This is a genomic window from Massilia aquatica, from assembly GCF_011682045.1.
GTDB classification, from domain to species: Bacteria; Pseudomonadota; Gammaproteobacteria; order Burkholderiales; family Burkholderiaceae_D; genus Telluria_A; species Telluria_A aquatica.
In genome coordinates this window covers 83,541-103,675 of sequence record NZ_VVIW01000012.1, presented here as the reverse complement: position 1 = coordinate 103,675, position 20,135 = coordinate 83,541, and the positions used below count along the sequence as shown (strand labels likewise).

At 63.6% G+C, this 20,135-nt stretch carries 16 protein-coding genes and 4 pseudogenes; 10 read left to right on the top strand and 10 right to left on the bottom strand.

The genetic code is table 11. The annotated features are described in order from the left end of the window. Positions 1-74: 74 nt before the first annotated feature. From F1609_RS19970 to F1609_RS19955, 4 genes are all read right to left on the bottom strand, one after another. Positions 75-3,641: an ABC transporter permease/M1 family aminopeptidase gene (locus F1609_RS19970; RefSeq protein WP_167078382.1), complete on the bottom strand. Its 3,567-nt coding sequence runs from the start codon at positions 3,639-3,641 to the stop codon at positions 75-77. An 11-nt stretch (positions 3,642-3,652) separates the two neighbouring features. After that, entirely contained in the window at positions 3,653-4,543 is an 891-nt protein-coding gene (locus tag F1609_RS19965; RefSeq protein WP_167078380.1) for an ABC transporter ATP-binding protein, read from the bottom strand. A gap of 191 nt (positions 4,544-4,734) precedes the next feature. Continuing rightward, on the bottom strand, positions 4,735-5,931 hold the full coding sequence (locus F1609_RS19960; RefSeq protein WP_167078378.1) for an ABC transporter permease: 1,197 nt from the start codon (positions 5,929-5,931) through the stop codon (positions 4,735-4,737). A gap of 3 nt (positions 5,932-5,934) precedes the next feature. Then, entirely contained in the window at positions 5,935-6,714 is a 780-nt protein-coding gene (locus F1609_RS19955) for an ABC transporter ATP-binding protein (RefSeq protein ID WP_167078377.1), read from the bottom strand. 99 nt (positions 6,715-6,813) lie between these two features. Here F1609_RS19955 and F1609_RS19950 point away from each other — a divergent pair, with 99 nt between their 5' ends. Both F1609_RS19950 and coq7 read left to right on the top strand, forming a co-directional pair. Continuing rightward, entirely contained in the window at positions 6,814-7,281 is a 468-nt protein-coding gene (locus tag F1609_RS19950) for a hypothetical protein (protein ID WP_229421957.1), read from the top strand. A 28-nt stretch (positions 7,282-7,309) separates the two neighbouring features. Continuing rightward, the gene (gene coq7 / locus F1609_RS19945) at positions 7,310-7,954 is read left to right on the top strand and encodes a 2-polyprenyl-3-methyl-6-methoxy-1,4-benzoquinone monooxygenase (protein WP_167078375.1); all 645 of its coding nucleotides are present in this window, start codon (positions 7,310-7,312) and stop codon (positions 7,952-7,954) included. 73 nt (positions 7,955-8,027) lie between these two features. On the opposite strand, the gene F1609_RS19940 is transcribed toward coq7, so the two are convergent. The 4 genes from F1609_RS19940 to F1609_RS19925 all read right to left on the bottom strand — a co-directional run bounded on the left by F1609_RS19940 (position 8,028) and on the right by F1609_RS19925 (position 11,891). Beyond that, a complete protein-coding gene (locus tag F1609_RS19940) occupies positions 8,028-8,450 on the bottom strand; it encodes an OsmC family protein (RefSeq protein WP_167078373.1) in 423 nt (140 codons plus the stop codon). 66 nt (positions 8,451-8,516) lie between these two features. After that, on the bottom strand, positions 8,517-9,701 hold the full coding sequence (locus F1609_RS19935; protein WP_167078372.1) for an ABC transporter permease: 1,185 nt from the start codon (positions 9,699-9,701) through the stop codon (positions 8,517-8,519). Continuing rightward, positions 9,698-10,429 (bottom strand): ABC transporter ATP-binding protein, encoded by a 732-nt coding sequence (locus F1609_RS19930; RefSeq protein ID WP_167078370.1) that lies wholly within the window; start codon positions 10,427-10,429, stop codon positions 9,698-9,700. Before F1609_RS19930 ends, F1609_RS19935 begins: the two co-directional genes overlap by 4 nt. 22 nt (positions 10,430-10,451) lie before the next feature. Beyond that, entirely contained in the window at positions 10,452-11,891 is a 1,440-nt protein-coding gene (locus F1609_RS19925) for an alpha/beta fold hydrolase (protein ID WP_370661647.1), read from the bottom strand. Positions 11,892-12,220: 329 nt separating this feature from the next. Here F1609_RS19925 and rplM point away from each other — a divergent pair, with 329 nt between their 5' ends. From rplM to erpA, 8 genes and pseudogenes are all read left to right on the top strand, one after another. Beyond that, positions 12,221-12,655, top strand: a complete 435-nt coding sequence (gene rplM, locus F1609_RS19920; protein ID WP_054266289.1) for a 50S ribosomal protein L13 — start codon at positions 12,221-12,223, stop codon at positions 12,653-12,655. 9 nt (positions 12,656-12,664) lie between these two features. Next, positions 12,665-13,057: a 30S ribosomal protein S9 gene (gene rpsI / locus F1609_RS19915; RefSeq protein ID WP_054266290.1), complete on the top strand. Its 393-nt coding sequence runs from the start codon at positions 12,665-12,667 to the stop codon at positions 13,055-13,057. A gap of 265 nt (positions 13,058-13,322) precedes the next feature. Further along, positions 13,323-14,360 carry an N-acetyl-gamma-glutamyl-phosphate reductase gene (argC, locus tag F1609_RS19910; RefSeq protein ID WP_167078366.1) on the top strand — a complete coding sequence of 346 codons (1,038 nt, stop codon included), beginning with the start codon at positions 13,323-13,325 and terminating at the stop codon, positions 14,358-14,360. A gap of 130 nt (positions 14,361-14,490) precedes the next feature. Then, positions 14,491-15,399 (top strand): annotated as a pseudogene (locus F1609_RS19905) (hypothetical protein); the annotation flags it as partial. 126 nt (positions 15,400-15,525) lie between these two features. Further along, a pseudogene (locus F1609_RS35515) lies at positions 15,526-15,624 on the top strand (PEP-CTERM sorting domain-containing protein); the annotation flags it as partial. Between the two features lie 160 nt (positions 15,625-15,784). Next, positions 15,785-16,720, top strand: a pseudogene (locus tag F1609_RS19900) (DUF3466 family protein); the annotation flags it as partial. 126 nt (positions 16,721-16,846) lie between these two features. After that, a pseudogene (locus F1609_RS35510) lies at positions 16,847-16,957 on the top strand (FxDxF family PEP-CTERM protein); the annotation flags it as partial. Positions 16,958-17,112: 155 nt separating this feature from the next. Then, positions 17,113-17,475, top strand: a complete 363-nt coding sequence (gene erpA / locus F1609_RS19895; protein ID WP_167078360.1) for an iron-sulfur cluster insertion protein ErpA — start codon at positions 17,113-17,115, stop codon at positions 17,473-17,475. A gap of 40 nt (positions 17,476-17,515) precedes the next feature. On the opposite strand, the gene F1609_RS19890 is transcribed toward erpA, so the two are convergent. Continuing rightward, positions 17,516-18,616 (bottom strand): anhydro-N-acetylmuramic acid kinase, encoded by a 1,101-nt coding sequence (locus F1609_RS19890; RefSeq protein WP_167078359.1) that lies wholly within the window; start codon positions 18,614-18,616, stop codon positions 17,516-17,518. A gap of 86 nt (positions 18,617-18,702) precedes the next feature. Then, the gene (locus tag F1609_RS19885) at positions 18,703-20,070 is read right to left on the bottom strand and encodes a M23 family metallopeptidase (protein ID WP_167078357.1); all 1,368 of its coding nucleotides are present in this window, start codon (positions 20,068-20,070) and stop codon (positions 18,703-18,705) included. Positions 20,071-20,135 lie beyond the last annotated feature (65 nt).

The window sequence follows — 20,135 nt, the reverse complement described above, 5'->3', positions numbered from 1 at the left end:
CACGAAAACCCGGGGACAGTATTTGCGCAGCCGAACGATCCTGTCGCTCAATTGCGGAAAAGACAGCGGATCGTCTACTGCTCCACCTCGATCATATTATCCCCCGGCTTGCGGTCGATCAGCTTGTTGTCGGGATCAATCCCGGCCTTGTACGGTCGCGTGGCCACGACCATGGTCACGCTGACGGTCTTGCTGTCGACCACGCGCCGTTCGCGCAGCAGCGGCTTGCCATCCTTGTCGTCAATGCCGAATTCGATCACGTCGTTCACCGCCACCTCGGTCTCGTCGCCCAGCTTGCCGGCGCGCTGCTTGACGACGCTCGCTTGCAGCTGCACCTCGTACTTGCCGTCCGCGCGCCGGGTCGCGCTGGCGCTGGTGGCGCGGTTCTCGTAGAGCACAATGCGCTCGAACAGGTCGTCGATCAGGTAGGCATGCTCGGGCGGGGTGGCGCGGCGCAAGCCATCGGTCAGCGCCAGTACGCTCGGATAGGGCGCGCCGTGGAAGGCCTGGCTGGTCAGCAGCTCGTGCAGCACGGCGTTGACCTTCGCTTCGCCCAGCACGTCCTGCAGCAGATACATGGCCAGCGCCCCCTTGTAGTAATGGATGTAGCTCTGGTGTTCATTCTGCGCCAGCGGCAGCTCGTAGCGCGGCTCGAGCGCCCGGCCGATCAGGTATTTGTCCAGGTTGTAGCTGAGGAAGCGGCGCATGCGCTCGGGGCCGACCTGCTGCTTCATGACCATCAGCGCCGCGTATTCGGACAGGGTTTCGCTCAGCACCGTGGCGCCGCGCGTGTTCGAGGGCACCAGCTGGTGTCCCCACCACTGGTGCGCCACTTCATGCGCCGCCACGTAGAACGGGTAGTCGATATCCTTGGGATTGTTGTCGTCGACCCGGGCGATGAAACCGACGCTCTCGGAAAACGGGATCGTGCCCGGGAACGACTGGGCAAACGCGGCGTAGCGCGGAAACTCGACCACGCGCAGCACCTTGTGCTGGTAGGGGCTGAAATGCTTCGAGTTGTATTCGAGCCCGGCCTTCACGCCGCGGATCATGCGCTCGACGTTGACATCGTGGCCGGGATGGTAAAACACGTCGATCGTCACATCCTGCCAGCGGTCGTGCCGCACTTCGTAGCGGGCCGACTGGAAGGCGTAGAAATTGAGGATCGGCTTGTCCATGCGGTAATGGAAGTAGCGCCGTCCGGCCGAGATCCATTCCTTTTCCAGGGTGCCGGGGGCGATGGCGAGCTGGTCCGGGCTGGTGCTGATGACGGCGTTGAAATCGATCCAGTCGGCGTCCAGGCCCAGGTAGTTGCGCGCCAGCCCGGCCGGGTCGCGCGGCGACGGCATCGGCGCGTGCGGGCCGAGGCCGTGGCGCTTGCGGTCGCGCTCGTTCTCCAGCTCGGCCATCGGCTGGTAGCCGATGCGCGGCAGCCGGTCATTGTTGAAAAAGGTGCCGTTGGTGAGCACCGGCGTGTCCGATTCCAGGCCGAGGATGCCGCGCGCTTCGAATTCGACATCGAATTCGAGCGCCAGGCGTTGCCCCGGCAGCAGGGGCGTGCTCAGCTGGTAGCCGTAAAAGCCGCGCTCGCGATCGCTGATCAGCGGCGTGATTTTCTGGCCCATGCGCACTTTCAGGCTGGACAGGCGGTCCTGGCTGATGAAGATCCGCCCGACCGCTTGCGTGCCCTTGTTGTCGAGCTGGTAGACGCCGGTCACCGTCAGGCGCCGCTGTTCGGGCACGATCGCCACTTTCAGGTCGACTCCGGTGATTTTCGGCTGCGCCAGCACGGCGTATTGCTTGTAACGCAGCTCGTACTGGGCGCGGGTCTGGTCTTTTTGCCAGGCGGTCTGGTAGTCGCCTTCGATATGCAGGTTGTAGTACAGGATGGCGCCGGTGCCGAGGAACACGGCCAGGCCGGCGCCGAAGGTGGCCAGCACCGGCAGGCTCAGGTTGCGGCGCGCCAGCTGGATCCGGCTGCCCAGTTCGGCGTTGCAGCCGCGCGGCCAGAACACCAGCGAGGCCACCAGCAGCATCAGCGCCGCGCCGCCCCAGTACAGCGCGAACCAGCGGTCGCGCACCAGAAAGTGGCCATAGCCGTTCATGTCGGAATACACGAAGGAGGGCGCGGTGCCGTACAGCAGCAGCGGATGGTCGAGGCCGAGCGAGCCGAAGGTGATGGTGGCCACGTAGTACACGATCATGGCGAAGTAGGCCAGGTACTTGTGGTTGATCAACACCTGTAGCGCCATCGCCAGCACCGCGATCAGCACATAATTGGGCAGCTGGATCAGGAACAGGCTTTGCAGGTACAGGCCGATATCGATGGCGAAGTAGCCGCGGAACAGCTGGATCAGCATGCCCGACATCATCACCAGCACCAGCATCAGCACTTGCAGGCCGACCAGGGCAAACAGCTTGGACAGCATCGGCAGCCAGCTCGGCAGCGGCAGGGCGTCGAGCATCTGGCCCACCCGCGCTTCGCGTTCGCGCCAGACCAGCTCGCCCGCATAAAAGGTGGTGACGACCAGCATGAACAGCGAAAACGCCGCGCTGATCAGTTCCAGCACCTGGTAGGTGACCGGATAGGTATTGGTGCCGTACATCGAGCCGAGGTTGACCGAGGCGCCGAACACGGCCAGCACGCCGGCCAGGGCGATCACGGCGAAATAGACATCCTTGACCGATTCGCGCAAGTTCAGCCAGCTCGACTTGAGCAGCAGCAGGGCCAGGCTGCGCTGCAGGAAGTCGGGCGCTTGCTGGGTCGCCATGGCCACGCTCGACAGGCGCGGGGCGATCTCGCCGTCGGCGCGCCCGGCCGGGCGGGGGTCGGTCGTGCCGATGAAGTGGAAACGCCAGTAACCGAGCAGCAGCACCACCAGCGCGAAGCCGCACCACAGCGCGCGGTTGAGCAGGTACACGCCGCCGAAGGGAATCTCGCGGCTGTTGCGCTCGGCGATGGTCCAGTATTCGGTCATGCGGATCAGGGCGGTGGTGCCGAAGGGGTCGATCAGCGCGGCCAGGGTCTTGTAGTCGAGGTCGCGCGCCAGCGAGGGCGCGACGATGTAGCCGATCATCATCACCACGCTGGCCACGTACACTGGCAGCATGCGCCGCGTCAGCGCGGCCAGCACGAAGAAGATGGCGCCGAAGATGAAGATGTTGGGCAGGGTCAGGAACAGGTAGGGCCGCAGATACATCCACAGCCCGCCCTGGCCCAGCCGGTCCGCTTCGATGCCGGGAATGAAGCTGCCCAGCCAGGCGCCCAGCACGATGCTCGAAAACACCACCGCCAGGGTCAGCGCGGCCCCGAGGAAGCGCCCGAACACGTAATCGTGCTTGGCGATCGGCGCGCTGAAGAAAAAGTGGTGCATGTCGTATTCGAAATCCTGCTGCACCGAGCGGCCCATCATGGCCGCCATCACGATCACGCCCAGGCAGCCGAGGAAGGCGACCGTCAGCGAGATCGAGCGCGGGGCGTTGATGAACAGGCGTCCGCCGAAGGTAATGTGGGCTTCCTTGAAGACCCCGCCGGCGGCCGCCATCCACAGCAGCGCCAGGGCAAAGAACATGCCGAAGTAGACCCAGGTCGAGAGCAGCTTGAGCCGCTGGCGCGCTTCGAACAGTGCGATTGCCAACATGGACGCCACCTTCAACAGTTGCTGGCCGCGACGTGGCGTCCGGCGATGGTGGCGAAGTAGACGTCTTCCAGGTCGCCGGCGGCGGGCGCGAAGCCGTCGCCCGGATCTTGATCGGAATACACGTGAATCAGGGTGCGGCCGGTCAGCAGGCGGGTCGAGATCACCGCGTGCTCCTGCTGGAAATGGGCCAGCTCGTGCTTGGCGACGAAGCGCGCCCAGATCTTGCCGTCGATATCGTCGATCAGCTTTTGCGGCTCGCCGCACAGCAGCACATGGCCCTTGTTGATGATCGCCATATTGGCGCACAGGTCCGACACGTCCGACACGATGTGGGTCGACAGCAGCACGGTCTTGTCGTCGCCGATATCGGACAGCAAGTTGTGGAAACGCACCCGTTCCTGCGGGTCGAGGCCGGCCGTCGGTTCATCGACGATGATCAGCTGCGGATCGCCCAGCAGCGCCTGGGCGATGCCGAAGCGCTGGCGCATGCCGCCGGAAAAGGTGCCGAGGCGCTGGTGGCGTACTTCGAACAGATTGGTTTGCTGCAACAGGCCGTCGACCACTTCACGGCGGCGGCTGCGCTGCGACAGGCCCTTGAGGACGGCAAAATGGTCGAGCAGTTCGTAGGCGGTGACCTTGGGGTACAGGCCGAAGTCCTGGGGCAGGTAGCCGAGCAGGCGGCGGATATCGTCCTTGTCGTCGAGCACATCGAGGTCGCCGAAGAAGACCGAGCCGGCGTCGCATTCCTGCAAGGTGGCGAGGGTGCGCATCAAGGTCGACTTGCCGGCCCCGTTCGGGCCGAGCAGGCCGAACATCCCGCTGGGGATGGTGAGGGTAACTTTATCCAAGGCAACTACGCCATTGGCGTAGGTCTTGGATAAATTCCTGATGCGTAATTCCATGCCTGACTCCTGATACGGTCGCTGTATGTACGGCCGGCGGGTAGCGGGGCGTACTTTTAGAGTTGCATTGTATAAAATTTGAGGGAGTCCCGGCCGCGCATTGCGATGCGCGGCGGTTTGATGGGTTCAGATTGCACAAATGGGGGAATGACGGCTCATAGGCGCGTGGTCAACAATGACGCTCTCACAACTTAATTCCGGAACAACACATCCTCGCGGTTGAACCACCACCTGCACCATGCCAACAGCGCCCCGGCAATCAAGGTGGTGGACAGCAAGATCGCCGAAAACATGCGGTAATCCATGGTTCCCTTGACCAGTTCCTTCATGGCCAGCGACACATTGGTCAGCGGCACCATCGACCAGAACCAGTTCAGTTCCACCCCCGGCATCATGGCCACCACGATCGGCACGATCAGGAGCATCATCAGCGGCGAAATCATGCCCGAGGCTTCCTTGTAACTCTTCGCATAAATCGAAATCGACAGCAGGATCGAGGCGAAAATGGCGGCCGTCGGCACCAGCATCAGCGCCACCATTGCCAGGTCGCGCGCACCGATCGCGCGCACCATCTGCGCCAGCCCGCCCTCTAAGGAGCCGCCGAACACGGCCAGCAGCAGCCCCATGCTCGCCACCATCAGGAGTGCCGAGGTCAGCCCCACCGTAAACAGCACCAAAAACTTGGCCAGCACCAGCGCCGTGCGCGAAATCGGCGCCAGCAGCAAGGTTTCCAGGGTGCCGCGCTCCTTCTCGCCGGCCCCCAGGTCGATGGCCGGATACATGGCCGCCATCAGGCACACCATCAGCAGGATATACGGCAAAAAGCCGCCCACCAGCGAGCCCACCCGCTCGCGCGTGCCGGCGGTCGACAATTCTTCGAGCTCGATCGGATTGAGCGCAAACCGCAGCTCGGCCTGGCTCATGTTCATGGCCGACAAGGCTTGCTCGCGCAGCGCCCGGTTGTGCGTCTCGATCACCGCCGCCACCCGCTTATGGGTCATGTCGAGCGCCACCGCGTTGTTGTAGTGCAAGGTCACGCGGGCCTGGCGGTGCGCCGCCATGGCCTCTTCGAACCCGGCCGGAATAACAATGGCGAAGGTGATGCGGTCGCTGTCGATGGCGGCCTTGATCGCGCCTTCATTGGCCAGCGGCACCTCGCGCAAGCCTTTTTCGTGCTTGAAACGCTCGCTCAGGCCGGGCGCATATTCCTTGCCGAACACGGCGTAGGTCAGTTCCTTGTGCTGGGCTTTCTTGAAAATGGTCGATGACAGATACGCCAGGCCGCCGAAAATCATCGGCATGGCGACGATCGGCAGCAGCAGGGTGAAGATGAAGGTCTTGCGGTCGCGCAGCAATTCCAGCAATTCCTTGAAATACACGGTCCACATGGCTCAGCCTTCCTGGTTGACGATATGCACGAAGGCGTCGTAGAGATCGTGGCTGCCGCCCAGCTCGCGCAGCTCGGCTACGCTGCCGTTGAAGGCGCTGCGGCCGCGGTTGATGATGCAGACCTTGTCGCACAGTTTTTCCACCTCGTGCAGATGGTGGGTGGAAAAGATCAGGGGAATCCGCAGCGCCTTGTAGCTGGCGATAAATTCGAGCAGGACCCGCGCCGACATCACGTCGAGCCCGGTGGTCGGTTCATCCAGGATCACCACCTGCGGCTCGTGCACCACGGCGCGGGCAATCGCGCATTTCTGCTTCATGCCGGTGGACAGGTCATCGGCGCGCTTGTGGGCGTAGGCGTGCATGTCGAGCTGCTCGAACAGCGCGTCGCAGCGCTGCTTGAGGCGCTCCGGCGCCATGCCGTGCAGGCGCCCGAAATATTCCACATTCTCGCGCGCGCTCAGGCGCCCGTACAAACCGGTGCTGCCAGACAGGAAGCCGACCCGCTGGCGCGCCCGGATCGGATCGGCCACGATGTCGATATCGTCGATGAAGGCGCTGCCTGCGTCCGGACGCAGGGCGGTCGAGAGGATGCGCAGGGTGGTGGTCTTGCCGGCCCCGTTCGGACCAAGCAGGCCCAGCACTTCGCCGGGGGCGCACGAAAAGCTGACATCGCGCACCGCATGGAACCAGCCATCGCTCTCGCGCACGTCGCGCTGGCGCGCGCGCCGCTCCTTGTGTACCGTCGCGGCGAAGCGCTTGGCCAGGTGTTTCACCTCGATCATCGGGTTCCTTCTCTCAAAGCGTGAGGGTAGCAGCACAAATTCACCGCCGCAAGCACGGCAGCCTGCCCAAGCGGGCAAGAAATGTGGATAATGGGCCTCATGGACAGTGCCATCAAAGAAAAAGTTCTTGCCGTCGCCAGCAGCGGGCGCAACGCGGCCGAGTGGACCGCGTACTTCCGCGTCACCCTCGGCCTGTACTACCTGGCCGGGCTGATGACGTCCGAAACCATTGATTTCAAGAAAGTCGACCGCGCTTTCAACCAGTTCATTTACCATACCATCGGCAAGGGCCACACGATTACCAGCGTGCTGCAGTTCATGAGCGGGGCGAAAGTGGTGCCGGTGGTGTCGTCAAGCCGCTTCATCGCCGCGTTCAGCGCGCATTGCCCGGACGTGCCGTCCGACACCATTCCCTTTCTGCTGCAACTGAACCTCGGCGTGGCGAAAAACATTTCCAGCATCGAGCCCGGCGGGCCCCTGCTCGACTGGATCGAGGCTCAGGCGCCGGCGCCGGCGGCCGCGACCGCACCCGCAGGCGGCGCCCCGGCGCAGCCGGACGTCCTATAATGGTGTTTTATCGCCACCGGGGCAGCGCATGTCAGCACAACGATCCATCCATCCACTCGACCAGCTGATCGTCAGCATGGACAAGGCCCTGCGCGTGATCGCGGGCGTGGCGTCGGCATCGCGACCGACCCCGGCGGCGCACGCGGACGACGGCCAGCTCGATGATGCCGAACAGCGCCGCAGCGCCGGCCTGATGCGCGTCAACCACGTGGGCGAAGTGTGCGCGCAGGCGCTGTACAACTCGCAATCGCGCTTTGCCAAGACCGAAGAAATGCGCCAACAGTTCGCCGAAGCCGGGCGCGAGGAAGAAGATCACCTGGCGTGGACCGCCCAGCGGCTGGCCGAGCTCGGTTCGCGGCCGAGTTTGCTCAATCCCCTGTGGTATGCGGGTGCCTACGCGCTCGGTACGGTGGCGGCGCAACTGGGCGACGCGCGCAGCCTGGGCTTCGTGGTCGAAACCGAGCGCCAGGTGGAGGCGCATCTGAACAGCCATCTCGATCTGCTGCCGGCGCAGGATGCCAAGTCGCGTGCCATCGTGGACCAGATGCGCATCGACGAGATTGCGCACGGCGCGGCCGCGCAGGCGCTCGGCGCGGTGGCGGTGGCGGCGCCGGTGCGCGGGGTGATGACGGCCATGGCGAAGGTGATGACGACGACGGCGTATTACGTTTAGTGTTCGCTCCACCTCCGTCGTCCCCGCAGTGAAGTGACCCAAGTTTGCTGCGCGGGGACCACGGCTAAACGGCTCAGCCTTCCACGATCTCGAACGAGTGCGTAATCTCGGCCATCTTGGCCAGCATGATCGAGGCCGAGCAATATTTGTCGTGCGACAGGCTCACCGCGCGCTCGACCGCGCCCGGTTTCAGGTTCTTGCCGGTCACCGTGAAGTGAAAATGAATCTTGGTAAACACCTTGGGATCGGTCTCGGCGCGTTCGGCCTTGAGCGTCACGTCGCAGCCGCGCACGTCTTCGCGTCCGCGCTTGAGAATGAGCACCACGTCATAGGCGGTACAGCCGCCGGTTCCCAGCAACACCATTTCCATCGGTCGCGGCGCCAGGTTGTGGCCGCCGCCCTCGGGCGCGCCATCCATGCTGACCATGTGGCCCGATCCCGTTTGCGCCCGAAAACTCATGCCCGACGGGCCGTTCCAGCTGACTGTGACTTCCATTCCATTCTCCGACGATTGTTCTTGCGGCCTATTGTAATGGAGCCGCGCCAGGCCTGCCGGCCAGCCCTACACCGACAGCACGTAGCGCTCGCTCTTCATGCGCCAGCTGGCGAACGCCACCGCGCCGAGCGCCGGCAGCATCGAGCTCAAAAAGGTCAGCACGAACGGCAGCGCACCCAGTTCCTGGCCCTTGGCCAGTTCGCGCAGCAAGGTCTGGTTCGACAGCATCGGCACCAGATACATCCACATCGCCGTTTTCAATTCCAGCATCGACACCGCCAGCCCGGGCAGCATGGGGATCAGGGTCACCAGGCTGAGGATGCTCTGGGCTTCCTTGAACGAGCGCGCATTCATCGCCAGCGCGATATGCAGGCCGGCCGCCAGCAGCGACAGCGGCAGGGTGGCCACGCACACCCAGGCCAGCTGGGCCGACGTGACCCGCCAGCTCATGCCGATTTCTTCCAGCGGCAGCCAGGACAGCACGCCATGCGCCAGCGCCAGTTCCAGGGTGATGCCGATCACGGCCAGCGAACCGGCCGCCAGCCACTTGCCGGTGATCAGTGACCAGGGACTGGCCGGTTGCGCCATCAATACTTCCAGCGAGCGCCGCTCGCGTTCGCCGGCGGTGCTGTCGACCGCCGCCGACAAACCGCAAATGAACGCCGGAAAGAACAGAAAGCCGAGAATCGCGCCGATCATCCCGGCCGAGCGCGCCGCCGAGCTGCCGGTGTCGTAGCGCTGCAAGCGGATCGGCGTCATGGTGGCCGGCGAGACCCCGTGCGCCAGCAGGCGCGCGCTGCTGATGCTCGAACTGTAGTGTTGCAGCACTTCTTCGACATCGCGCTGGCGCTGGCTGTTGTCGCTGGCCGAGTCGTACCACAGCTCGATGCTGGCCGGGCGCATGGCCTGGTAGTGTTCGCCGAACGCGGGGTCGAGGCGCAGCAGGGCGACCACCTTGCGCGCGCGCAGCAGTGCGCCGATGGCATCTTCGTCCATGTCCGCGACCGGCTGCACGGTGATGTTCTTTTGCTTGAGCTGGGCCATCAGGTTGGGCGCCTGGGCGGCGCCGATCACGGCCAGTTCCATGCCTTCGCGTTCGGACTGGGTGGCGCGCTTGATCTGCTGGTTGAGCATGTAGCCGAGCATCAGCGGGTACATCAAGGTGAACAGGGCCAGCAGGCCCAGCGCGCGCTTGTCGCGCAGGGTTTCCTTGAATTCCTTCAGGAAAACGATGAGGAAGGCGGGCTTCATGTCGCGATTCCTTCCTCGCCGACCAGGCTGACGAAGGCGTCTTCCAGGTTGCTGATGCCGGTGCGGCGGCATAGTTCCTGCGGCGAGCCCTGCGCCACCGTGTGGCCTTTGGCGATCACGATCACGTCGTCGCACAGGTGGGTGACTTCCTGCATCACGTGGGTCGCCATGATCACGCAGCAACCTTCGCGGCGCAGGGCGGTGAGGGCGGTGCGCAGGGCGCGCGTGCTCATCACGTCCAGGCCGCGGCTCGGTTCGTCGAGCAGCAGGTGGCGCGGCTGATGCAGCAGGGTGCGCGCCAGCGCTACCTTGATGCGCTGGCCTTGCGAAAAGCCCTTGCCGCGCCGCTCCAGGATGTCATGCATCACCAGCAGGTCGGCCACTTCGTCGATGCGGCGCTGGACCGCCGGCAGGGTCATGCCGTTCAGCTCGCCGAAATAGGCCAGGTATTCGCGCGTGCTGAGGCGCTCGTACAGGCCGAACTGGTCGGTGAGGAAGCCGATATCCTTGCGCACCGCCATCGGATCGACGGCCGGATCGATGCCGCCGATGCTGATGCTGCCCTGGTCGCGCTTGAGCAGGCCGACCAGGAGGCGCAGCAGGGTGGTCTTGCCGGCGCCGTTCGGTCCCAGCAAGGCCGTGATCTGGCCGTCGGCGGCGGCGAAACTGACGCCGCCCAGCGCTTGCAAGCTGCCGAATTGTTTTCTTACGTCATCTACAACAATCATCGTGGCCTCGGCGTGTCTGAAACTAGGGGTGCGGACCGGCGCTGCCGACCTGGAAATTGGCGGCCGGAATCTCGTTCAGGCAGGCGGCGACCACCTGCCTGGCCGGTGCGTCGAGAAATTCGCGCAGCAGGCGCGGCGCGCAGCCGAGCGAGGAAATGCCGTGCCCGGCATTGGCCACCACCAGGTGCTGGGCCTTGGGAATGTGGCGCGCGGCGGCCTCGGCGCGGCGCGGCGGCGTGACCGGGTCGAGCGCGCCCGACAGCAGCAGCGACGGCGCCAGGATCGGGGTCGGCGCGCGCCATGGCACGGCCGGCAGCTTGAGCGACTTGCACTGCTCCATCAACTGGCCGACCCGGCCGCTGCCGAGGAAGGAATTGGTGGCGTCCTCGGCCAGCAATTGCGGCGTCATGCGCGGATAGTCCTCGGCGCAGATCACCGCCATGTGCAGCACCAGCGCGGTGCCGTCTTCGCCGGCCAGGTCGGCGCCGACATTGCGGCGCGCCACGAACGGCGCCCAGCGACCCTGGTAAGCGCTGTGGATCAGGAATGGCAGGCGGCGGCCGTCGAGCGCCGAATACAGCACGTTGTGCACGGTGTTCAGGAAACGCTCCTTGGTCATGCTCATCTGCAAGGGCTCGGCGGTGCGCGGGTTGGGCAGGTTCAGCGGTACCGGCGTGGCGCTGACCTTGGCCAGCAGGCTGTCGAACTCGCTGCGCAGGGCGGGGTAGGCCTTGTTGCAGCCGGGGTCGGCCGCGCACTGGCGGAACAGGGTGTCGAGCGCGGCCTGGCCGTCGCGCCCGGCGGCCGGGATGATCTGGTCGGGCGCGGCCACGCCGTCGAGCATCAGGCTGCGCACGGCGTCGGGAAAGGCGCGCGCGTAGGCCTGGGCCAGGCGCGTGCCGTAGGACGCGCCCCAGACGTTGACCCTGGCGTAGCCGAGCGCCAGGCGCACCTGTTCGATGTCGCGCGCGGCGTTGTCGGTGGTGTAGGCCGCCAGCGGCGCGCGGATGCCCGCCAGGCAGCGCCGTATGGCGGCGTTCTGCTCGTCGTCGCTGAGGTTCTCGGGCAAGTCTTTCTCATCGCAGTCGAGCTTGCCGGACAGGCCGGTGCCGCGCTGGTCGATGAACACGATGTCGCGGGTGGCGCGCGCGCGCCGGAAGATGGAATAGAGCACCGGCAGCACGTCGCTGCCGGCCTGGCCGGGGCCGCCCGCCAGCACGAACACCGGATCGGGCCTGGCCGATTCGCGGAAGGCCGGGGCCACGATGACGTGCAGGGGCAGGGCGGCGCCGGTTTTTTGCTGGTAGTCGAGCGGAACGCTCAGGGTGCTGCAGCGCAAGCCTTCTTCGGCGCCGGGCAGGTGGCAGGTGCGCATGGTCGGGGCCGCAGCGGCCGGGCCGGGCGCCGCCAGGGTCGCCAGCAGGGATAATAGTGAAGCGGCAAGGCGGTAGTTCAATATCACGAGGTCTCCCGACGATAAATGCTCAGACATAGTAGGTTGACATTGTTTCGCTGGTCAAGAAAGTTTTTCCCCATCAATTAAATGGTCGGCTGTGGTGCAGTCTAGGGCGCGCCGCAGGGCGGCCATTTGCGATTTATCTAGGGATGGCGCCGATGTCATTTCGCTACGAGTGCAACAGTGGCCGATGGGCTTGACTCGGCCGTGGGGAGTGCGCTATAGTAGCCGGCTTTCCGTTTGCTCAGGAAAAGACAATAAGGCAGAGTCCGCGGGTTGTACGAGCGGAACCACCATTTGAGCGATTTAATAAGTTTTATATTTAGGAAGTCAACATGAAAACTTTTTCCGCTAAGGGACATGAAGTCCAGCGCGATTGGTTCGTGGTTGACGCGACGGATCTGATCCTCGGACGTGTTGCCAGCGAAGTGGCACTCCGGTTGCGCGGCAAACACAAACCCGAATTCACTCCTCACGTCGACACCGGCGATTTCATCGTCGTGATCAACGCAGGCAAACTGCGCGTGACCGGTACCAAGGCAACCGAGAAGACGTACTACCGTCACTCCGGCTACCCGGGTGGTATCTACGAAACCAACTTCAAGAAAATGCAAGAGCGTTTTCCTGGTCGCGCGCTTGAAAAAGCGGTCAAGGGCATGCTGCCTAAGGGCCCGCTTGGCTACGCCATGATCAAGAAGCTCAAAGTGTACGCGGAAGGTTCCCACCCGCACGCTGCCCAGCAACCTACAGCACTCGTGCTGTTCAAGTAAGGAGCTGACATGATCGGTAACTACAATTACGGCACCGGCCGTCGCAAGAGTGCAGTCGCTCGCGTCTTCATCAAAGTCGGCACTGGCCAAATCATCGTTAACGGCAAACCAGCCGCTGACTACTTCTCGCGCGAAACGGGCCTGATGGTCATCCGTCAGCCGCTGGAACTGACCGGCAATGTCGAGCGTTTCGACATCAAGGTCAACGTTCACGGTGGTGGCGAGTCCGGCCAGGCTGGCGCGGTTCGTCACGGCATCACCCGTGCACTGATCGACTACGACGCATCGTTGAAGGGCGACCTGGCACGTGCCGGTTTCGTTACCCGCGATGCACGTGAAGTCGAGCGTAAAAAAGTTGGTCTGCGCAAAGCACGTCGCGCAAAGCAATTCTCGAAGCGTTAATTCGCCTCCAGCGCGCACTCCGGTGCGCTGCTTTCAAAAAAGCCGCCGACTGCAAAGTCGCGCGGCTTTTTTGTTGTTTCCCACCGTGCTTGTTGCAAAACCGGGGACAGACCCCGGTTTTGCAAGTTCGGGGGTCTGTCCCCGGTTTTGCAACAAGTCCGGTGAGGAAATGTTTGAGTTTTGCAGTGGTGCGCAGTGTTTTGCTTGCGCTGTTAGAATCACCCTCTTTCGGGCCTGGCCCATTATTTACTTTCAAGGAATACATATGATCAAAGTTGGCATCGTCGGCGGTACGGGTTACACGGGCGTGGAATTGCTGCGACTGTTGTCGGTCCACCCTGATGTGGAGCTGACCGCGATTACGTCGCGCAAGGAAGATGGCTTGCCCGTCGCTGATATGTTTCCTTCGCTGCGCGGCAAGGTGGACCTGGCGTTCTCGGCGCCGGACAAGGTCGACCTGACCAAGTGCGACGTGGTGTTCTTCGCCACCCCGCACGGCGTGGCCATGGCGCAGGCCCCGGCCCTGCTGGCCGCCGGCGTCAAGGTGATCGACCTGGCCGCCGACTTCCGCCTGAAAAACCAGGAAACCTTCGAGCAGTGGTACAAAATCCCCCATACCTGCCCGGAATTGCTGGAAGAGGCCGTCTACGGCTTGCCGGAGCTGAACCGTGAAGCCGTCAAGAAGGCGCGCCTGATCGCCAATCCGGGTTGCTATCCGACCACGATGCAGCTGGGCTTCGTGCCGCTGCTCAAGGCTAACCTGATCGACGCCAGCGCCCTGATCGCGGATGCCAAGTCGGGCGTGTCCGGCGCCGGCCGCAAGGCGGAAATCGGCACCCTGTTCTCGGAGTCGAGCGATAATTTCAAGGCCTACGGCGTGTCCGGCCATCGTCACACCCCGGAAACTGTGGCCCAGCTGCAGCGTTTCACCGGCCTGCCGGTCAACCTGATCTTCACGCCGCATCTGGTGCCGATGATCCGCGGCATGCATTCGACCCTGTATGCGCGCCTGACCACCGAGATCAGCAACGAAGCCTTGCAGGAATTGTTCGAAACCACCTATCAAGACGCGGCTTTCGTCGATGTCATGCCGTTCGGATCGCATCCGGAAACCCGCTCGACGCGCGGTTCGAACACGTTGCGCCTGGCACTGCATCGTCCGAACAACGGCAATACCGTGGTTATCCTGGTGGTCCAGGATAACCTGGTCAAGGGCGCCTCCGGCCAGGCTGTCCAGTGCATGAACCTGATGTTCGGCCTGGAAGAAACCCTGGGCCTGCAGCAGGTCGCGCTGCTGCCGTAAGGCAGTACAAGAGCGGGAAGCGTCTGCTTCCCGCTCCCCGCCGTCCGCATGGTTAAATTTTAATTAAGCTTTCCATTTGGCTAAGTAGTCTTTATCATGGCTCGTATTTACCCGCCATGGAAAGGCTCTCATGCGATTCGTCCGCTCCCTGTTGTCCGCCCTCGTGCTCGGCATCTTCGCCGCGCCCGCGCTTGCCGCTCCCTCCTACGCGGTCACGACGCTCCATACCGGCCAGTACGATCAATGGCGCCTGGTCGATAACGCCGGCACCCTGTACGGTTCTTCAAACTGGCGTACGGCATTTCATGCCGGCGGCAGCACCACGGTGGTGCGTGTCAGCACGAGTCCGTTTCCCACCGGCGCGATTACGGCCATCAGCAATGCCGGCCATATGGCCAGCTACGAATACTGGACCACGATTGGCGACGTCGTCTATGCCGATGGCTACCTGACGGTCAACGGCGCCACCACGCCTCTGCCTGCGTTCGGCCATGGAGGCGGCGGCGTGGACACGTTCTCCCATGGCGTCAACAATGCCGGCACGGTGGTGGGCAGTTCGAGCACCAATCTGCGCTTGCCGGGAGGCGATCCGCATTATCCGCGCTTCGCCAGCCATGCTTTTGCATACAGCGACAATAAAATGAAGGACCTGGGCACGCTGGGAGGCACCCACAGCAGCGCTTTGGGGATTAATTCCGCCGGGACCATCGTCGGCGGCGCCGACAATGCCGCGTCGGCACAGCGGGCCTTTATCTATGAGAACGGCAGGATGACCGACCTGGGTGCGTTCGCCGGCGGTACCAGCCTGGCAACCGGGATCAATGATGCTGGCCTGATTATCGGCCAGTCGGCGCACCGTGCCGGCAGCGGCGTTCAGTCCGCCTTTCTGTACGCAAACGGCGTGATGAGCGACCTGGGCTGGTCGGCGCAGCGCGCTTCCAGCGCCGTCGATATCAATGAGGCCGGCCAGATCATCGGCTACGGTACCGATGCCAACGGCCTGGAGCGCGGCTTCATTTTCCAGAACGGCCAGCTGCTCCAACTCGATACCGCCGTCGATCCGCTCGACAACTGGATCATCAAGACCACCTACAGCATCAACGACAATGGCCTGATCCTGGCAGATGCCTGCAAGCTCGGCGTGTGCGGCACAGTGTTGTTGAGCCCGGTTCCGGAGACGGAAACCTACGCCATGATGCTGGCCGGACTCGGTTTGCTCGGGTTTTGCGCGCGCCGTCGCGCCAGCGCCGCACGCGCTGCCTGAGCCGCGCAGCGTGCAGGCGCCCGCCCGGCTGCCGTTGAGCCAGCCGGCGGTCGGGGAGGCGCCTTGTGGGCGACAGCTCCTGTGCCCGTGCACGCCTGTGGCATCAAAAACTTAAATTTCAATTAATCTTTACTTTTAGTTATTTTAACATCTATGATGGATGGTATTCATCCCTCACAGAAAGACGCTCATGACATGTGGCCGCTCCCTGCTGTCCGCCCTGCTGTTGGGCATTTTCGCCGCTCCCGCGCTCGCGGCAGCCCCGTCCTACTCGGTCAAGGCGGTCAATACCGGCGGTCAGTACGATTCCTGGCGCCTGATCGACAATGCCGGCACCTTGTATGGCCAGGCCATGGGGCGTTCGGCCTATTATTCCGGAGGGACGACGCATGTGTTGGACCTGCCCACCATGCACGAGAATCCCAATGCCAGGGTCAGCGCCATCAGCAATGCCGGTCACATGGCGACGACCGAGATGTGGGATGTGTACATGCCGGACGGGCCTGTCGCGGCCTATGTGAACGTGAATGGGGTGAACACGCGTCTTAAGCCGCTTAGTGACGGATCCGGGCTGCCGACCGCCTGGGCCAACGGCGTCAACAACGCCGGTACGGTAGTGGGCAGTTCCAAGACCGATGTGCGGATTCCTGGGGGCAACCCGTACGAGCCACGTTTTGCGTCGCATGCCTTTGCGTACAGCAACGGCGTGACAAAAGACCTGGGCACCTTTGGCGGGGTGCACAGCGGCGCTACCGCGATCAACAACGCCGGGACCATCGTCGGCTATGCCCACGATCCGTCATGGCGCCAGCGCGCTTTCGTCTACCAGAACGGCCATATGACCGACCTGGGCGCGTTCGAAGGCGGCTCCAGCGTGGCCAACGACATCAATGACAGCGGCCAGATCATTGGTCAGTCCACCCATTCCTGGGACACAGTTATGCAGTCGGCCTTTTTCTACGCGGATGGCGTCATGACCGACCTGGGCTGGTCGGCGGGCAAGCCGTCCAAGGCGGTCGATATCAACAACCTGGGTCAGGTGCTCGGCTACGGCGCCGACGCCAACGGCTTGCAACATGGCTTCATCTACCAGAACGGCCAGTTGCTGCAGCTCGACGCGGCGCTCGATCCGCTCGCCGGCTGGAGCATCCGGTCCACCTACAGCATCAACGACCATGGCCAGATCCTGGCCGATGCGTGCCAGCTCGGCGTGTGCGGCACAGTGTTGTTGAGCCCGGTTCCGGAGCCGGAAACCTACGCCATGATGCTGGCCGGACTCGGTTTGCTCGGCGTTTGCGCGCGCCGCCGCAAGCAGCGCAAGGCCAGCGCTTGAATTCCGGCCGAACGGCCGCATTATAGGTACACTGGCAGCACCGCCCCGGCCCGCGCCGGGGTGTTGCATTTGACGGTCGCCGGCAGTCGTCGCTGAGCGTGACTTGTCCCAACAGTCTATAATGACTGATATCCGTTCCCCCGTAGGAGTTCCAAATGAATGCAGTTGCTGAAATGCCAGAAGTGATGCCGGCCCCGATCGTGTTTACCGATAGCGCCGCGCAAAAGGTTGCACAGCTGATCGAGGAAGAGGGCAATCCCGATCTCAAGTTGCGCGTCTTTGTGCAGGGCGGCGGCTGCTCGGGCTTCCAGTATGGCTTCACCTTCGACGAAATCGTCAACGAAGATGACACCACCATGGTCAAGAACGGCGTGCAACTGCTGATCGATTCGATGAGCTACCAGTACCTGGTCGGTGCCGAAATCGACTACAAGGATGACCTCGAAGGCGCCCAGTTCGTCATCAAGAATCCGAGCGCCACCTCGACCTGCGGTTGCGGTTCGTCGTTCTCGGTATAAAGTGCTTTAGCGCAGGCAGCCATCGCGGCCGCCTGCCGTTTTACGCAGGATAAAGGGCGCCCAGTATCCTGGGGCCCTTGGCCCCCGTCACCTGGGGCAGATTGCCCGCTTCGCGCCTTGTGAAGCGGTAGCCCAGCCACGCGAACGCCAGCGCTTCGACGTGATTCGGAGACACGCCCAGGGCGTCGCTTGTTTCGACTTTGGTCTTGCCGCCCAGCGCTTGCGCCAGTTCGCGCAGCAGCGCGCCGTTGTACGCCCCGCCGCCGCACACATACACTGCCTCGACCTCGCCGGCCTGCTGATGGATGGCGCGCGCAATCGTCACGGCGCTCAGCGCCGTCAGGGTCGCCTGCACGTCTTGCGGCGGCATCGACGGCGCCTGCGCCAGGGCGCGCCCCAGCCAGTCGGCGTGGAACAGGTCGCGCCCGGTGCTTTTTGGCGCCGCCAGCCGGAAATACGGTTCGTCCAGCAAGATGCCGAGCAGGGTCGGATCGGCTTGTCCGCTGGCCGCCCAGGCGCCATCGGCGTCATACGCCTTGCCTTGGTGCAGGCCGATCCAGTGATCCATCAGCACATTGCCGGGACCGGTATCGAAGCCGCTCACCGTGCCGTCGGCGTGCAGCACGCTGATGTTGGCGATGCCGCCGATATTGATCACCACGCGGGTCTGGCCGGGCTGGCCGAAGCAGGCCTGGTGAAAAGCCGGCACCAGCGGCGCGCCCTGGCCGCCGGCGGCCACGTCGCGCGCGCGGAAGTCGGCGATGACGTCGATCCCGGTCAGTTCGGCCAGCAGGGCGGGGTGGTTGATCTGGCGCGTGTAGCCGAGCTCGGGCCGGTGGCGCACCGTTTGGCCGTGCGCGGCCAGCGCCCGCACCGGGCCGGGCGCGCTGGGCAGCAGGGCCGCCACGCATTCGGCGTAGCAGCCGGCCAGGTGCGCGGCGGCCAGCGCTTCGCGGGCGATTTCATTGTCGCCGCTGCTTTGCAGGGCCATCAGCTCGGCGCGCAGGGCGTCGGGGAAGGGCACGAAGGCCGCTTCCAGGGTGCGGATGGCGCCGCCGGCAAAATCGGCCAGCACGCCGTCGACGCCATCCATGCTGGTGCCTGACATCATGCCGATGTAGAGGGTCGAATCCGTGCTCATAAGTGTTCCAGTCGAAAAACGCGGGCGTAAAAAAGGGCAGGAGCCGGTGATCCGGTTCCTGCCCTCGTATGGTACGCGCTGACGGCTTAGCGCGCCATGTTCGATGCCGTGGTCGTCGGACGCAGCAGCGCGAAGCGGTGCGACATGTCGCCGGCGGCGATCTGGAAGCGGGCCCGTTCGGCCGCGGTCATTGGCGCTTGCGCCAGGACCTTGATCGACATCGGATCGACGGCTTCGTTGTTGACGCGGAATTCATAGTGCAGGTGGGCGCCGGTCGACCAGCCGGTCGAGCCGACATAGCCGATCACATCACCCTGGCTGACCTTGCTACCCTTGCGGATGCCCGGCGCGAAACGGCTCATGTGGGCGTAGGCGGTGGTGTAGTTGGCCCAGTGCTTGATGCTGACCAGGTTGCCGTAGCCGCCCTGCACGCCGGCAAAGTCGATCACGCCGTCGCCGGAGGCGCGGATCGGGGTGCCGTTGGCAGCGGCGAAATCGACGCCTTTATGGGCTTTCCAGGCACCGGAAATCGGATGCGTGCGCATCGAGAAGCCGGAGGAAATACGGGAAAATTCGAGAGGGGATTTGAGGAAGGCTTTTTTGAGGGCTTTGCCGTCGAAGGTGTAGTAGCCACCTTGCTTGCTGATCGGGTCTTCGTACCAGACCGACTGGTAAGTCACGCCGCGGTTGACGAATTCGCCTGCCAGGATGCGGCCGGCGCGTACCATTTCGCCGTCTTGCCAGAACGTTTCGTAGACCACGTTGAAGCGGTCGCCGCGTTTCAGGTCGGAGCGGAAGTCGATACTGGTGGAGAACATTTCGACGATCTGGGCGACGATCGCGTCGGGCAGCTTGCCGCCGTCGGTGGTGGCGTCGGTCGCCGAGTACAGCGAGTTGTTGATTTCGCGGGCCCGCATTTCAACCCGGCGTTCCAGCTTCGCTGGCGCTTCCTGGGCGGCGAACTTGTCGCCGGTGCGGGTGATCGAAATCTGTTTGACGGGGTTGTTGTCGCCGTCGGCGACGGTGGCGCGCAGCCATTGCAGTTCGCCGTTTTCGTCGGTTTGCGCCTGGACACGTTTACCGGTCTTGAGCTGCATCACGGCTTTGGCGACTTTATCTGACTTGATGAAGTTGACGGCGGCGGCATCGTCCACACCCAGGCGGGTGAGCAGGGCGGCGAGCGTATCGCCCGGACGCACCTTCTCTTCGTGGATGAATTGCTGGTCGTCTTTCTGCAGCGCAGCGATCTGGTCGGCCAGGTTCGGCAGTTCCAGATTTTGTGCGATCGATTTGACCGGCAGGTCGGACGCATCGGGGGCCAGGGGCGCTACGCCCGCGGCACCAAATGCGCAGACTGCGAGAAAGACCGCGCCAGCGCTGACGATGCGCTGCTTTCGCGTTGTTCCTAGCAGGCCGGTCAAGCGTTTGCCTGTGAATTTGTTTGTAGGGTTCATGCAATCAGTTAAAATTTGCCGCTTGAACATTCGCGTTGAGCACTGAACTATTTCTTGTTATTGTT

Bases quoted from the DNA above. Each gene is read 5' to 3' on its own strand.
- F1609_RS19970 (WP_167078382.1), bottom strand. From the start codon at position 3,641: ATGTTGGCAATCGCACTGTTCGAAGCGCGCCAGCGGCTCAAGCTGCTC.
- F1609_RS19965 (WP_167078380.1), bottom strand. From the start codon at position 4,543: ATGGAATTACGCATCAGGAATTTATCCAAGACCTACGCCAATGGCGTA.
- F1609_RS19960 (WP_167078378.1), bottom strand. From the start codon at position 5,931: ATGTGGACCGTGTATTTCAAGGAATTGCTGGAATTGCTGCGCGACCGC.
- F1609_RS19955 (WP_167078377.1), bottom strand. From the start codon at position 6,714: ATGATCGAGGTGAAACACCTGGCCAAGCGCTTCGCCGCGACGGTACAC.
- F1609_RS19950 (WP_229421957.1), top strand. From the start codon at position 6,814: ATGGACAGTGCCATCAAAGAAAAAGTTCTTGCCGTCGCCAGCAGCGGG.
- coq7 (WP_167078375.1), top strand. From the start codon at position 7,310: ATGTCAGCACAACGATCCATCCATCCACTCGACCAGCTGATCGTCAGC.
- F1609_RS19940 (WP_167078373.1), bottom strand. From the start codon at position 8,450: ATGGAAGTCACAGTCAGCTGGAACGGCCCGTCGGGCATGAGTTTTCGG.
- F1609_RS19935 (WP_167078372.1), bottom strand. From the start codon at position 9,701: ATGAAGCCCGCCTTCCTCATCGTTTTCCTGAAGGAATTCAAGGAAACC.
- F1609_RS19930 (WP_167078370.1), bottom strand. From the start codon at position 10,429: ATGATTGTTGTAGATGACGTAAGAAAACAATTCGGCAGCTTGCAAGCG.
- rplM (WP_054266289.1), top strand. From the start codon at position 12,221: ATGAAAACTTTTTCCGCTAAGGGACATGAAGTCCAGCGCGATTGGTTC.
- rpsI (WP_054266290.1), top strand. From the start codon at position 12,665: ATGATCGGTAACTACAATTACGGCACCGGCCGTCGCAAGAGTGCAGTC.
- argC (WP_167078366.1), top strand. From the start codon at position 13,323: ATGATCAAAGTTGGCATCGTCGGCGGTACGGGTTACACGGGCGTGGAA.
- erpA (WP_167078360.1), top strand. From the start codon at position 17,113: ATGAATGCAGTTGCTGAAATGCCAGAAGTGATGCCGGCCCCGATCGTG.
- F1609_RS19890 (WP_167078359.1), bottom strand. From the start codon at position 18,616: ATGAGCACGGATTCGACCCTCTACATCGGCATGATGTCAGGCACCAGC.
- F1609_RS19885 (WP_167078357.1), bottom strand. From the start codon at position 20,070: ATGAACCCTACAAACAAATTCACAGGCAAACGCTTGACCGGCCTGCTA.